Here is a 14,054-nt window from a genome sequence, read left to right on the forward strand (position 1 = left end):
TGGATGAATCCCGTCCGGGGCTAGATGGCGGCGACGCCGCGTTCTCCGGTGCGGACCCTGACTGCCTCGTGGACATCCACGGTCCAGACCTTGCCGTCGCCGGCCCGGCCGGTGTTGGAGCTGGCGATGATGACGTCCAGGATGTCATCGGCCTGCTCGTCGGTGGCGAGCACCTCCACCCGGATCTTGGGCAGGAGGTCCACGTTGTATTCGGCTCCCCGGTAGACCTCTGTGTATCCGCGCTGGCGGCCATAGCCGCTGGCTGCGCTGACCGTCAGCCCCTGGACGCCGTACGACTCCAGGCCTTCCCGGATGGATTCAAGTTTCTCCGGCCGGACGATTGCTGTGATCAGTTTCATGCCTCTACGCTTTCCTTGCCTGTTGCCGACTCTGACTTCCTGGCAGCTTCGGAAGTTCCCTTGCCGGTGATCAGTTCATGCAGCGGCTGGAAGCTTCCGCCGTGGCCGCCCACTCCGAACTCGTATGCCGTCTCGGCGTGGAGGCTGAGGTCGACTCCAACCACTTCCTGCTCCTGGGAGACCCGGAAGCCCATCGTCTTGTGGATGGCGAAGGCGATGATCGCGGTGAGGATCGCCGAGTAGGCGATGGCAATGCCGGCTGCCGCCAGCTGGGCCCACAGCTGGGCCGGGCCGCCGCCGTAGAACAGGCCGCCGCCCACTCCATCAGTGGGCAGTGCGATGAAGCCCAGGGCAACGGTTCCGATGATGCCGGAGACGAGGTGCACGCCGACAACATCCAGGGAGTCATCGAAGCCCCAGCGGAACTTGAGGCCCACGGCCAGGGCCGAGGCGACACCGGCAACAACGCCGAGTCCAAGGGCACCCACCGGGCTGACGTTGGCGCAGGCGGGGGTGATGGCCACGAGGCCGGCGACGACGCCGGATGCGGCGCCCAGGGAGGTGGGGTGGCCGTCGCGGATGCGTTCGGTGATGAGCCAGCCCAGCATGGCAGCTGCCGGGGCGGCGAGGGTGTTGATCCAGATCAGGCCGCCCTGCTCAGCGGTGGTTGCTGCGCCGCCGTTGAAGCCGAACCAGCCGAACCACAGGATGGCAGCGCCAAGCATCACGAAGGGGATGTTGTGCGGGCGGTGGTTCGGGTCCTTGCCGAAGCCGCGCCGGTTGCCGATGATCAGTACCAGAACCAGGGCCGCAACACCGGCGTTGATGTGGACTACGGTGCCGCCGGCGAAGTCGATGGCCGGGCCGAGGGCCTGTCCAATGGCTCCTTCGGGGCCGAAGAGTCCGCCGCCCCACACCATGTAGGCCAGGGGGCAGTAGACCAGGGTGACCCAGACCGGCACGAACACGGTCCAGGCGCCGAACTTGGCGCGGTCAGCGATCGCGCCGCTGATCAGTGCCACGGTGATGATGGCGAAGGTGGCGGCGTAACCGACCTTGATCAGGCCGTCCGGCGTCGTGATGCCCTCCAGGCCAAAGGTTGCGAAGGGGTTCCCGACGATCTGCAGGAAGCCATCACCGGAGCTCATGGAAGCGCCCCAGAGAACCCATACGACGCCGACCATTCCGATGGAGATGAAGCTCATCATCATCATGTTCAGCGCAGCCTTGGCGCGCGTCATGCCGCCGTAGAAAAATGCCAGGCCCGGTGTCATGAACAGCACGAGTGCTGCCGCCACCATAAGCCATACGTGACCTGCGGTAAGTTCCATGGTGCACGTCCTCCCTATATCGATTCTGCGGACCAGCCGCCTGCCAACGCCTTTTGCGTCCTGCTTCGAGTTTGTCGCTGCCGTGTTTCGCCCGCGGAGGATTTAGATTGCGGGTTTGTTACAACAACCTCTAGGAAGTAAATGGTGCATCTCCGGCTTGTTACGGTTATGTTTCATCATTGCCGCCGACGCCCGGCCGCTGATTTTGCAAGGAACCCACTCCTATGACGGCACCATCCCGCGTGAGCCGCGTCACAACAAGGATCCTGGCGGTTATTCGTCCCGAGCGGGCGCGGCTTCCCCGGGACATCAAGGTGATGTTGGCCGCAGCGTTCCTGATTGCCTTGGGATTCGGGCTCGTTGCGCCCGTGTTGCCGCAATTCGCAACAACCTTCGACGTCGGAGCTACCGCCGCTGCCGTGATTGTGAGCATCTTCGCCTTCATGCGCCTGGTGTTCGCTCCGGCGGGCGGGGCGATGATCGGCAGGCTGGGCGAGCGGCCCGTCTATGTCGCAGGGCTCCTCATCGTGGCCGCGTCCACCGCGGCATGCGCTTTCGCCCAGGACTACTGGCAACTCCTGGTCTTCAGGGGATTGGGCGGAGTGGGTTCGGTGATGTTCACCGTGGCTTCGATGGCGCTGGTGATCAGGCTGGCACCGCCGGAAAGCCGGGGCCGGGTGTCCGGGGCGTACGCATCCGCCTTCCTGATAGGAAACGTGTGTGGACCGATTGTGGGCGGCATGCTGGCCGGCTTCGGGCTGAGGGTGCCGTTCCTTGGCTACGCGGCCGCGCTTGTCCTGGCCGCTGTGGTGGTGCAGACCCAGCTCAGCCATGTGCCTTCCGCCGTTCGCTCCGCCGGCAGCCACGGCCCGGCCATGCGGTTCGCGGACGCCCTGGGAGTCGGGGCCTACCGTTCGGCCTTGCTGTCCAGCTTTGCCAACGGATGGGCCACGTTCGGTGTCCGGATGGCCACCGTGCCCCTGTTCGCGGTGGCCGCGCTGGGCTCAGGCCCGGAAGCCGCGGGCCTTGCGCTGGCCGTGTTCGCCGCCGGGAACGCGGCTGCCCTGACGGTCTCGGGCCGCCTGGCGGACAGCCTGGGGAGGCGCCCGATGATGGTGGCCGGTCTGCTGGTTGCCGGTTTCGCTACGGCAGCCATCGGTTCCACGAGTCATTTGGGCTGGTTCCTGGCCGCCTCGGCCGCTGCCGGCGTCGGGTCAGGCCTGCTTGGCCCCGCCCAGCAGGCCGCGGTCGCGGACGTCATCGGCAGCAAGCGGTCCGGCGGGCGGGTCCTGGCGGCTTACCAGATGACGTCTGACGTTGGGGCGATCGCCGGACCGGTGCTGGCCGGCGTCCTGGCCGACCGGCTCGGGTACGGCTGGGCTTTCGGCATCACGGGCGGTGTGCTGGTGCTGGCGGCGGCGGTCTGGGCCGTCACCGCAGAGCCGCTCAAACGCAACGAGGGGTGAGATCCCGCCGCAAGGCCTGGGCTTAGCGGCGGGATCCCACCCCTCGTTTGAGTGGAAACGGGACCCTTAGTTCAGCAGCGCGTCAACGAAGCCTTCGGCGTCAAAGGGAGCGAGGTCATCGGCGCCCTCGCCGAGGCCGATGAGCTTGACGGGCACACCGAGCGACTTCTGGATGGCCACCACAATCCCGCCCTTGGCAGTCCCATCGAGCTTGGTCAGGACGATGCCGGTGATGTTCACCACCTCGGCGAAGACGCGGGCCTGGTTCAGGCCGTTCTGGCCGGTGGTGGCGTCCAGCACCAGCAGTACCTCGTCGACTTCGGCCAGCTTCTCGATGACACGTTTGACCTTGCCCAGTTCATCCATCAGGCCTGTCTTGTTCTGCAGGCGGCCGGCGGTGTCAATCATGACGACGTCGACCTCCTGGTCAATCCCCGCCTTCACCGCCTCATAGGCGACCGAGGCCGGGTCGGCGCCGTCGGCGTCGGACTTCACCGTGGGAACGCCCACCCGCTGGCCCCACGTGGCCAGCTGTTCCGCGGCGGCGGCGCGGAACGTGTCCGCCGCGCCAAGCAGCACGTCTTTGTCCTCGGCAACGAGGACGCGCGCGAGCTTGCCTACCGTGGTGGTCTTGCCCACCCCGTTAACGCCAACCACCATCATGACCGCCGGCTTGTCGGCATGGCGGGTGACATTCAGGCTGCGGTCCATGGTCGGATCCACAAGTTTGATGAGTTCTTCACGCAGCAGCGCCTTGACCTGCTCGGGGGTCCTGGTGCCGAGTACCTTGACGCGCTCCCGGAGGGCATCCACCAGCTGCATGGTGGGTTCTGTTCCGAGGTCGGCCAGGAGGAGGGTCTCCTCCACCTCGTCCCAGACATCTTCGTCAATCCTGTCGCTCGAGAGCAGCGCGAGCAGGCCCTTGCCCAGAATGTTGTTGGAACGTACCAGCCGCTCGCGCAGCCGGGTGAGGCGGCCGGCCACCGGCAGGGGCGTCTCCACCGGGATGGTTTCGAGGCCGGCGGCGTCGTCGGGAACCTCCGTCACCTCAAGGTCCTCGAGGTCGACGCCGGCGGGGGCCTTCCGCTCGGCAGGCGCCACGGGTGCGTCCTCGAGCAGTGTTCCGCCACCCCGCGGTGCGACGGGATCATTGGCGTCACGCGTACCCGGGTACTGGGTGATGTTCTTCCGCGTCTTCAACAGGACCGGGATCAGCCCGCCAATAACCGCCAGGGCAGCAACAATGGACAGAATAATGGGGAGGATGTCATTCACTCCCCTAGCTTCTCACAAACGCGTCAGGCGTACGGGGCGGTGGCCCGCGCGGATGCTAGACCTCAGCCCCAAGCCGCTGGCTGATGACGGTGGACACGCCGTCTCCGCGCATGGTCACCCCGTAGAGCGCGTCCGCCACTTCCATGGTCCGCTTTTGGTGGGTGATCACAATGAGCTGGCTGGATTCCCGGAGCTCTTCGAAGATGGTGATGAGCCGGCTGAGATTGGTGTCATCCAGGGCAGCTTCGACTTCGTCCATCACGTAAAACGGTGACGGCCGGGCCTTGAAGATCGCCACCAGCAGGGCGACGGCGGTCAGGGAACGTTCGCCGCCGGACAGCAGGGAGAGCCGCTTGATTCTCTTCCCGGCCGGGCGCGCCTCAACCTCAATCCCGGTGGTCAGCATGTCAGAGGGATCGGTCAGGATGAGACGCCCCTCCCCACCGGGAAAGAGGCGGGCAAAAACACGGACAAACTGCGCCTGGGTGTCTTCGTAGGCTTCGGCGAAGACGCGCTGGACCCGGTCATCCACTTCTTTGATGATGTCCAGCAGATCCTTGCGGCTGGCTTTGAGGTCCTCCAGCTGGGTGCTCAGGAACTGGTGCCGTTCCTCCAGCGCGGCGAACTCCTCCAGGGCAAGGGGGTTCACCCGGCCCAGGCTGGACAGGTCCCGCTCGGCCTTGCGAAGCCGTTTCTCCTGCTCCTCCCGCACGAACGGCCTGCCTTCAAGGACGGGGGCGCCGTTGTCATCCACCGGTGCCCGCAGCGCGGCCCATTTGTCGTTGCCTTCCTCAGCCGGGACCGGAACAGGGACGTCCGGGCCGTAGTCTGCCACCAGCACGTCAGGAGTGATGCCGAGTTCGTCGATGGAACGGGTCTCCAGGGCTTCGATCCGTGCCCGCTGCTGGGTGCGGGCCAGTTCGTCGCGGTGCACTGTATCTGTCAGGCGGGCCAGCTCTGCTGCCAGGGCCGTGGTTTCTGTCCTGGCGTCGAGGAGTCCGCGGTCCCGTAACTCCCGGTTCTCTTCGGCGAGGTCGCGTTCATGGGCGGCCAGCTCCACGGAGATGTCGATAAACCCTGTTGCGAGCGCTATTGCCGCCGACACGGCGCCCGCACGCCTGGCCTGGCTGCGGCGGCGACGCGCGCGTTCCGCGGCTTCTTCCCTGGCACGGCGTTCGGTGGCCGCGGCGCGTTCCAAAGACAAGGCACGGTTGCGGTGGGCAGTCAGCTGTTCCTCGGCACTGCGGAGGGTGAGCCTGGCCTCCATCTCGGCCGAACGCGCCTGGGAGGCAGCCAGCGCCAGGGCATCGCGGTGGGCAGTGGAAGGTTCTTCTTCGGCGGGTGCCTCCTGCGCCGCAGCCAACCGGGCTGCGACGGCGGCGAGCGCTTCCTGTTCTGTGTCCACGTTGGCCTCGGCCTTCGCCAGCGACGCGGCGAGCCTGTCGCTCTCCCCGACGGCGCTGCGGAGGACCGAATTCAGGTGGCCCAACCGCTCTGCGACTGCCGCCAGCCGGGCATCGGATTCGTGCAGCCGGTCCAGCGCGGCATCAGCCAGGCTCTGCGCCGCTGTCCGTCTGACCCTGGCCGCAGCCAGGGCGAACCTGTTGCGCTCCAAATCGGCGGTGACGTCCCGGAGCCGGGACTCGGCGTCGTCGACGGCGGCCTGTACCTCCAGCAGTGATGGCGCCTTCGCGGAACCCCCGGCGACCGTCATGGCTGTAAAGACATCCCCGGCCCGGGTGACTGCGGTCAGTCCAGGATTCGCCGCCACAAGACGGGCTGCAGCGTCCGGATCCCCGACGACGGCGACCCCGTCGAGGAGCGCGGTGACGGCACGCCCGGTGGCCCCTGACGCCGAGACCAGTTCCGTGGCGTACCGGGCTCCGTCGGGCAGTTGTCCCGGCGCGTGGGCGGAATGCGTGCGTGGCCGGCCCGTATCCGGGGTTGGCGTGGCCGATTGGAGGAGCAGCGAAGCACGCCCGGCGTCGTCGTCCTTCAGCAGTTGCACTACGGCCCCGGCTGTCTCCGCGTTCTGGACCAGGATGGCTTCTGAGGCCTCGCCCAACGCCGCAGCAACCGCTGTTTCGTAGCCCGCTTCAACGCGCAGCTCTGAGGCCAAGGTGCCGATGACCCCTGCCAGTCCCGCCTTCAGTGCATGGCCGGCACCGTCTTTGCGGTTCAGGCCCAGCTGCAGGGCGTCCCGGCGGGCGGCCAGCGCATCGCGTTCACGCATCGCGCCGGCCTCCGCTGCGGTGAGGCCGGCAATATCCTGGGCTGCCGCGTCCAGCTCCGCGCTGGCGTCCTCGTACTCGGCGTCGAGGCGTTCTTCCCCTTCCTCGACGCCCGCCACCTGTGTCTCCAGCGCCGTAAATTCCGATTGTGCCTGGCGCTTCCGTTCAGAGCCTGCGGCGAGGGACTCCCGCAGCCTGCCGAGTTCGGCCTGGGCGGATTCCACGCGTGATCGTGCAGCGCCCACCTGGCCCGCAAGACGGGCGAGGCCTTCACGCCGGTCGGCTGCGGCACGCAGGACCGCGGTCAGCCGCTTCTCCTCTGCGAGGGACGCCTGCTCGGCATCCGTCCTGGCCGCGGTTGCTGCATCAAGGGCGCTGGCCTTGTCAAGGATGTGGCGTTCGAGCTCCGCCAGCTCTTCGCGGACACGCGCAGCCTGCCGCTCCAGCTGGTCCGGATCACGTCCGGATGGTGGCTCGGCGTCCACTGAGCCCAGGAGCCTGCTGCGCTCCTGCGCCAGGGAACCGAGGGAGCGGAGCCGCTCGCGGGACGCGGAGAGCCGGTACCAGGCATCCCGCGCCGCATTGAGCCGCGGCGTTGCCTCGGCCGCAAGCTGCTCAAGTGCAGCGAGCCGTCTCCGTCCGTCCTCCAGTTCCTGCTCCACGGCAAGCCGCCGCGCTTTGAGCGCTTTCTCGTCCGCCACGTCGCGTTCAAGCGAGCTCTGAAGGCTGACGAGGTCATCGGCCAGGAGCCGGGCGCGGGCATCCCGGACGTCGAATTGGACGCGTTGGGCGCGGCGGGCCACCTCAGCCTGTTTGCCCAGCGGGGTGAGCTGGCGCCTTATTTCCCCGGTCAGGTCGGTGAGCCGCTGGAGGTTGGCCTGCATCGCTTCGAGTTTGCGGACCGTTTTTTCCTTCCGGCGGCGGTGCTTCAGGATTCCTGCCGCTTCCTCGATGAACCCGCGGCGGTCCTCGGGGGTCGCATGCAGAACCTTGTCCAACTGCCCCTGGCCCACAATGACGTGCATCTCCCGGCCAAGCCCGGAATCAGAGAGCAGTTCCTGGATGTCCAGCAGCCTGCACCCGGCTCCGTTGATCGCATATTCGGAGCCGCCCGTACGGAACAGGGTCCGCGAGATGGTGACCTCGCTGTATTCGATGGGGAGGGCGCCGTCGGTGTTGTCGATGGTCAGCGAGACGTGGGCCCGGCCCAGGGGCGGCCGCCCTGAGGTTCCCGCGAAAATGACGTCTTCCATCTTGCCGCCGCGGAGTGTCTTGGCTCCCTGTTCACCCATCACCCAGGCGAGCGCGTCCACCACGTTGGACTTCCCGGAGCCGTTCGGACCCACCACGGCTGTGACGCCTGGCTCAAAGTCGAAGGTCGTTGCGGACGCGAACGACTTGAACCCCCGGACGGTCAGGCTCTTGAGGTGCAAGGTGGTTCTGATCTCCTGAGTGGCTGAGGCTGTTTCTGCTGCCCCAAATCTACTGTGCGGCGGCGGTTTTCCGCGGATTTGCGGATGCCTGTCCATCCACGGCCATAGGGGGCGATCACCGGGAAGGGACCTTCAAGCGCCTAGAAGCGCCCGTTCCGCGGACGGGGCTGGCAGACCGGGCACGTATGCGAGGAACGGTTCATGAACTGCTCACGGCGGATAGTGGAGTGGATTCCCGCCGCTGCGCACCGCTCACAGGGTTGCCCCTCCCTGCCGTACGCGTTCAGGGAGCGATCAAAATATCCTGAGGCGCCGTTGACGTTCACATAGAGGGAATCGAAGCTTGTTCCGCCCGCAGCCAATGCGTCCAGCATGACTGCCCTGGCGCATTCCAGCACGCGTTCGGCTTCTCCCCGCCGCAGGGTGTCTGTGGGCCGGGCATAATGCAGCTGCGCACGCCAGAGGGCCTCATCCGCATAGATATTGCCGATTCCCGAGACCAGGCCCTGGTCCAGGAGGGCGCGTTTGAGTCCCGTTTTTCGTTTCCGAAGGCGCCGGTAGAAGAGGTCGAAGGAGAAGGCCGGATCCAAGGGATCGCGGGCGATATGCGCGGCTTCGCCGGCAATCAGCGGCAGGGGGGTCTCAGCAAGTCCGCCGGGGCCGCCGTCGTCCGTGGGGACCATCGCGGTCACAAACAGTCCCCCGAAGATCCGCTGGTCCACAAACCGCAACTGCTCCGGCATGCCCTCACGCGGACTGAGCTGGAGCCGGACTTTGAGGTGCTTTTCGTCGGGGGCTGCTGCGTCCTGCATCAGTAGCTGCCCGCTCATCCCCAGGTGTGCCATCAGGGCGACGGCGGGGCTGCTGTCGGGGCCGACCCTGCCGCCGGCCGGGTCACCAAGGGGCTGAGCGGCCGGGGAGTCCACCAACGGCAGCCACAGGAATTTGCCGCGCCGGACCACGTCCATGACTGTGGCGCCCAGAAGGTTTCCGATGAAATCCTCAAGACCCAGTGCGTGGCGCCGGATGGACCTGGGGTCCAGGACCTCGACGCCGGTGATGGTCCGGCCGCGCACCCAACTCACCAGCCCGCGGCGGACCACTTCCACTTCCGGAAGTTCAGGCATGGCGCGGCTTAGGCGCCGGCGGCGGACCCGCCGGCTTCCATTGATCCAACGGTTCCGGAGAGTGCCCGCCAGGCGTCAGCGGCGGCTTCCTGCTCCGCTTCCTTCTTGGAGTGGCCGGATCCGTTGCCGTACGCCGTGCCGCCGATGTTCAGGACAGCCGTGAAGGTCCGGGCGTGGTCTGGCCCGGCTCCTTCCACTGCGTAGTGGATGGTTCCGAGCTGCCGGCTGGCCGCGAGTTCCTGGATGCTGGTCTTCCAGTCGGTGCCGGCCCCAAGAGCGGCGGCATCCTTCAAGAGCGGCCCGATCAGGCGCATGACCAGCTGGCGTGCGGTCTCGATGTCGTTCGAGACGTAGGTGGCGCCGATCAGCGCCTCCATGGTGTCGGCCAGGATGGAGGCCTTGTTCTTGCCTTCGGTCAGCTTTTCGCCTTGGCCGAGGTAGATAAACTCCCCGATGCCCAGGCTCCGGCCGATGCCTGCGAGGGCGCGCGTGCTGACCACAGCGGAACGTCGCTTGGCCAAATCACCCTCAGGGAGCGTGGGGTTGTCCTTGTACAGGGCATCCGTAACCGAGAAGCCCAGGATGGAATCACCCAGGAACTCGAGACGCTCGTTCGTGGGGATACCGCCGTTTTCGTAGGCGTAGGACCGGTGTGTGAGCGCAAGACGAAGCGTCCCGGCGTCAATAGAGACACCGAGACGCTTCAGAAGCTCTTCAGTTGAAGACATCATCTCAGCCGTAGGGGCCGATTAGACGTCTGCGACCTTGCGTCCCTTGTACTCAAGGAACAGCGCAGTGCCAGCCGAGTCGGTAACGACCTTTGCCTGGTGCGGCAGGCTGTAAGTAACCTGGCCGTTCTCTACGGTCTTCACCAGGTGGGGGGCAGTTGCCTTCCACTGGGAGCGGCGGGCGCGGGTATTCGAGCGAGACATTTTCCGCTTCGGGACAGCCACGGCTAACTCATTTCTCTCTAGACAAACACGTACAAATCAGTTTTGCCGGTCAGGCTTAGCCATGTCGGCTAGGGCAGCCCAGCGAGGATCCAGGACCTCGTGGTGATGCCCCGGCTCGTCTTCCAGGCGAATTCCGCATTCGGAACAAAGGCCCTGGCAGTCTTCCCGGCACACCGGCTGGAACGGCAGCATGGTTACAACTGCGTCCCGCAACACCGGTTCAAGATCGATAAGATCGTGCTCGACTCGACGTTGCTCTTCATCGTCTTCTTCATCCGAAAGCAGTACGCCTTCATAGAAGAAAAGTTCCTGCACATTGACCTCGAGGTCATACGCAAGGGGATCCAGGCATCGGCCGCACTCGCCGGTTACCCGGGCGTTTGCGGTTCCTGATACCAGGATTCCTTCGTGTACGGCCTCAAGCCTCAGATCCAGCCCGATGTCCGAGCCTTCCTGCACGCCAATGAGCGCCACACCAAGATCGCTTGGTGCGGGTACATGTTCCGTCAGTGTCCGCATACTTCCCGGGCTGCGCCCGAGGTCCTTGACGTCGAACGCCAAGGGCGAACTAGCATCTCGTTTAATGAGAACTCCTGTTGAACATATGACCGACGTACCATCTTAGCCTGAAGAACCGTAGGGACTCAAACCAGGCGACGGACGGCCCGTCGAAAGTACCGCCACAAGCCTACCCTCTGTGCGGCTGTTCCGGCGCAGACCCGCCAGCGAGCATCCGCTTTTGCACAGAGCGCGGCACATAATCGGAGACGCTGCCGCCCAGCCCCGCCACTTCCTTGATCAGGGTGGACGACAAATGGAGGTAGTGCGCCTCTGCGGGCAGGAAGACTGTTTCCACGCCGCTGAGCTGGCGGTTCATGGTGGCCATGGGGAGTTCGTAGTCGAAGTCCGACGAGGAACGGAGGCCCTTCACTATTGCCGAGACTCCACGCTGGCGGCAATACTCGGCCAGCAGACCGTCCCCAACGGGCTCCACCACGATGCCCTTGAGCGAGGCAAGCGTTTCCCGTGCCATCTCGATGCGGTCCCCCAGGCTGAACATGTACTTCTTCGCATAATTGGTGGACACCGCCACGATCACTTCATCGAAGAGGCCCGCCGCGCGGGCGATAACCTCGAGATGACCGTTGTGAATGGGGTCAAAGGATCCGGGGCAGACAGCGCGTCTCATGCACCGAACCTACCGCATCCGACGGCCGCGATACCATGACGGGATGCATCCACCGCGGGAACCTTTCCAACCTGCCGGACCGGCTCCATGGCAGCGCGCGGCCGCCGGCGCCAACCTCCTGGGATCCGCCGGACAGCTGGGCGTCACCATCTTCGAGGAGATGACCACACTGGCGGCTAAGACCGGCGCCATCAACCTGGGACAAGGCTTTCCGGACGAAGACGGACCGGCGGTCATCAAGGCGGCGGCGATGGCCGCCATCGACGCCGGTGCCAACCAGTATGCTCCGGGCAAAGGCATCCTCGAACTGCGTGAGGCTGTAGCTGTCCACCAGGAGCGGTTCTATGGGCTGGCCCCTGACCCGCAGACAGAGGTCATCATCACCACCGGCGCCACGGAGGGCCTCGCGGCGGCTCTGCTGGCTTTCGCGGCTCCCGGCGATGAGGTGCTGACCTTCGAGCCCTTCTATGACTCCTACGGCGCTGTCATCGGGCTATCGGGAGCCACGCATGTCACTGCTCCCCTGCTGGCTCCCGACTTCTTCCCGGACCTGGCCGCCCTCGAGGCAGCCTTCACGGACCGCACCCGGGTGGTGCTGCTGAACAATCCGCACAATCCCACCGGCGCTGTCTTTCCCCGGGAGATTCTTCAGCGCGTCGTCGAACTCGCCCGGCGGCACGACTGCCTCATCATCACCGACGAGGTGTACGAGCACCTCACCTTCGGTGCGGACCACATTCCGGTGGCCACCCTGCCCGGTGCCGCCGAACGGACCATCACCATCTCGTCGGCTGGTAAGACCTTTTCCTTCACCGGCTGGAAGATCGGCTGGCTGACAGGCCCGGAACACCTCGTCGCCGCGGTCCGCACCGTCAAGCAGTTCCTGACCTACAGTTCGGGCACGCCCTTCCAGGCAGCCATCGCCACAGGCCTGGGCCTCCCGGACGCGTTTTACCACGGTATTGCGGCAACGCTTCGGGAGAAGCGCGACATCCTCAGCGAAGGGCTCCGGGCCGCCGGTTTCGATGTTTTTACGCCGCAGGGCACCTATTTCGTCAACGTGGACACGGCGCCCCTGGGTATCCGCGATTCGGTGGACCTGGCCCGGAGGCTGCCCGCGCTGGTCGGGGTGGCCGCGATTCCCGTCCCGGTGTTTTGCCACCCGGCCGGCGCGGAACGCACCCGCAGCCTGCTCAGGTTCGCCTTCTGCAAGAAGGTCGAAGTCCTCGAAGAGGCGGCAGCACGCCTGGCGACCCTCAGCGGAAAACTCTGATGGCCGATGCCGGCAACCCGCGTGCCACCAGGTTCCTGCGGACCACGGGACAGCACGCAGCCATTGATCCCGACTCCTTCACCTCCGGCGCCTATGTCCTGAGCATCGGCGGGGCGGAGCAGTCGCACGTCAACCTCGCGCACCCGGAAGAGATCTTCTACGAATACCTCCGGCGGATCGGCCACCTCGTGGACCTCGCCGCCCCCGCAGGCCGGCCGATCACAGCCCTGCACCTGGGCGCTGGAGCGCTGACCCTGGCCCGCTACATCCAGGCGACGAGGCCCGGGTCGGTGCAGTACGCGGTGGAACTGGAACGGGAGTTGCTCGACTTCGTCCTCCAGCAACTGCCACTGCCCGACGGGACGGACCTGCACACCGTCATAGGCGACGCCCGGAACACCCTGGCCGACGTCGGCGCAGGACTCCGGTTCGACGTCGTCATCCTGGACATCTTCTCGGGACCGGAGGCTCCGGCGCACATCGCCTGCACGGAGTTCTACCAGGAGGCGCGGGCGCGCCTGGCGCCGGAGGGGGTGCTCATCGTCAATGTGGGCGACGAGCCGGCCCTGACACTGGTGCGAAGCCAGGCCGCTGCCATGCGCTCTGCGATGACGGACGTGGCCGCCTTCGCCGAAACCGGCATGTTCGAGGGCCGCTACCCCGGCAACATCATCCTTGCCGGAACGCAGGCAAGGTGGCCTGAGGCATGGACAGCCGAGTTGACGGCGCGGGGGCCCCACCCGGCAAAGGTTCTTGCCGGCGTCGACCTGGACGTGTTGTCAGGCTGAGCCCGCTACGGCCGGCCTGGCTCCTGCCCGTCAAGGACTGTGTCCGGCCCGATGGCATCCGGCACGGCAGGCTCGGCGAACCACAACCGGGTTTCGCCGTATTTCTTCTCGGCAAAACGCTCCACGCCCGCGGGCCAGCCAGGCTCCGGCGAACGGGAGGACCGTTCCACCACCACCAATGCCGCCGGCGCGAGGTGGTCCGCGAGTTTGCCCAGCACCGCTGACAACGCGGGCTCGTCCAGCGGATACGGAGGGTCCAGGAAGACAAGGTCCCAGCTGGCGGCGTCCTCCGCACGCTCAAGGAATGACTCCACCTTCGACCGGTGGACCGTCACGACTTTACGCCCCAGCAGGCCGTTCACGAGGTCGGCGTTTCGTTGGCACACGGCACTGGCTTTGGCATCGAATTCCACAAGGTCCACGGTGCCGGCTCCCCTGCTGCCGCTCTCGGCTCCCAACGCGCCGGAGCCTGCGTAGAGGTCCAGGACGCGGGCCCCGGCGATCACACCGAAGGCGTCGAGGCGGGAAAACAGTGCCTCCTTGACCCGGTCCGTGGTGGGCCTGGTGAGGGACCCGGGAACATTCGCCAGCGGGGTTCCGCCGGCGGCGCCCGCGATGATCCGGCTCAT

13 protein-coding genes are annotated in these 14,054 nt (G+C 66.2%); 3 read left to right on the forward strand and 10 right to left on the reverse strand.

Annotated elements, in window-relative coordinates:
- Positions 1 to 20: 20 nt before the first annotated feature.
- Together ACS5PJ_RS03095 and ACS5PJ_RS03100 are read right to left on the reverse strand one after the other, a co-directional pair.
- Positions 21 to 359 (reverse strand): P-II family nitrogen regulator, encoded by a 339-nt coding sequence (locus ACS5PJ_RS03095; protein ID WP_439433433.1) that lies wholly within the window; start codon positions 357 to 359, stop codon positions 21 to 23.
- A complete protein-coding gene (locus tag ACS5PJ_RS03100; protein WP_439433434.1) occupies positions 356 to 1,690 on the reverse strand; it encodes an ammonium transporter in 1,335 nt (444 codons plus the stop codon). The genes ACS5PJ_RS03095 and ACS5PJ_RS03100 overlap by 4 nt, the downstream gene beginning before the upstream one ends.
- Before the next feature lie 224 nt (positions 1,691 to 1,914).
- Between ACS5PJ_RS03100 and ACS5PJ_RS03105 the strand changes: the two genes are divergently transcribed.
- Positions 1,915 to 3,156 carry an MFS transporter gene (locus tag ACS5PJ_RS03105; protein WP_439433435.1) on the forward strand — a complete coding sequence of 414 codons (1,242 nt, stop codon included), beginning with the start codon at positions 1,915 to 1,917 and terminating at the stop codon, positions 3,154 to 3,156.
- A 66-nt stretch (positions 3,157 to 3,222) separates the two neighbouring features.
- Here the strand turns inward: ACS5PJ_RS03105 and ftsY are convergent, their stop codons facing one another.
- The 7 genes from ftsY to coaD all read right to left on the reverse strand — a co-directional run bounded on the left by ftsY (position 3,223) and on the right by coaD (position 11,364).
- Positions 3,223 to 4,431 carry a signal recognition particle-docking protein FtsY gene (ftsY, locus tag ACS5PJ_RS03110; protein WP_439433436.1) on the reverse strand — a complete coding sequence of 403 codons (1,209 nt, stop codon included), beginning with the start codon at positions 4,429 to 4,431 and terminating at the stop codon, positions 3,223 to 3,225.
- Between the two features lie 55 nt (positions 4,432 to 4,486).
- Positions 4,487 to 8,095, reverse strand: a complete 3,609-nt coding sequence (gene smc / locus ACS5PJ_RS03115) for a chromosome segregation protein SMC (RefSeq protein ID WP_439433437.1) — start codon at positions 8,093 to 8,095, stop codon at positions 4,487 to 4,489.
- Positions 8,096 to 8,235: 140 nt separating this feature from the next.
- Positions 8,236 to 9,222 (reverse strand): bifunctional DNA-formamidopyrimidine glycosylase/DNA-(apurinic or apyrimidinic site) lyase, encoded by a 987-nt coding sequence (gene mutM, locus ACS5PJ_RS03120; RefSeq protein ID WP_439433438.1) that lies wholly within the window; start codon positions 9,220 to 9,222, stop codon positions 8,236 to 8,238.
- 8 nt (positions 9,223 to 9,230) lie between these two features.
- Positions 9,231 to 9,950 (reverse strand): ribonuclease III, encoded by a 720-nt coding sequence (rnc, locus tag ACS5PJ_RS03125; protein ID WP_439433439.1) that lies wholly within the window; start codon positions 9,948 to 9,950, stop codon positions 9,231 to 9,233.
- 21 nt (positions 9,951 to 9,971) lie between these two features.
- Entirely contained in the window at positions 9,972 to 10,175 is a 204-nt protein-coding gene (gene rpmF, locus ACS5PJ_RS03130; RefSeq protein ID WP_009356569.1) for a 50S ribosomal protein L32, read from the reverse strand.
- 36 nt (positions 10,176 to 10,211) lie between these two features.
- Positions 10,212 to 10,736 carry a YceD family protein gene (locus ACS5PJ_RS03135; RefSeq protein WP_439433440.1) on the reverse strand — a complete coding sequence of 175 codons (525 nt, stop codon included), beginning with the start codon at positions 10,734 to 10,736 and terminating at the stop codon, positions 10,212 to 10,214.
- A gap of 127 nt (positions 10,737 to 10,863) precedes the next feature.
- Complete coding sequence (gene coaD, locus ACS5PJ_RS03140; protein WP_439433441.1) at positions 10,864 to 11,364, reverse strand: pantetheine-phosphate adenylyltransferase; 501 nt, start codon at positions 11,362 to 11,364, stop codon at positions 10,864 to 10,866.
- Positions 11,365 to 11,407: 43 nt separating this feature from the next.
- On the opposite strand from coaD, the gene ACS5PJ_RS03145 reads away from it, so the two are divergent.
- Entirely contained in the window at positions 11,408 to 12,637 is a 1,230-nt protein-coding gene (locus ACS5PJ_RS03145) for an aminotransferase class I/II-fold pyridoxal phosphate-dependent enzyme (protein WP_439433442.1), read from the forward strand.
- Positions 12,637 to 13,425, forward strand: coding sequence for a spermidine synthase (locus ACS5PJ_RS03150; RefSeq protein ID WP_439433443.1), 789 nt, complete (start codon positions 12,637 to 12,639; stop codon positions 13,423 to 13,425). The genes ACS5PJ_RS03145 and ACS5PJ_RS03150 overlap by 1 nt, the downstream gene beginning before the upstream one ends.
- Positions 13,426 to 13,430: 5 nt before the next feature.
- On the opposite strand, the gene rsmD is transcribed toward ACS5PJ_RS03150, so the two are convergent.
- Positions 13,431 to 14,054: a 16S rRNA (guanine(966)-N(2))-methyltransferase RsmD gene (gene rsmD, locus ACS5PJ_RS03155; protein ID WP_439433444.1), complete on the reverse strand. Its 624-nt coding sequence runs from the start codon at positions 14,052 to 14,054 to the stop codon at positions 13,431 to 13,433.

The sequence above is a fragment of the Pseudarthrobacter cremeus genome, from assembly GCF_051857465.1.
Taxonomy (GTDB): domain Bacteria; phylum Actinomycetota; class Actinomycetes; order Actinomycetales; family Micrococcaceae; genus Arthrobacter.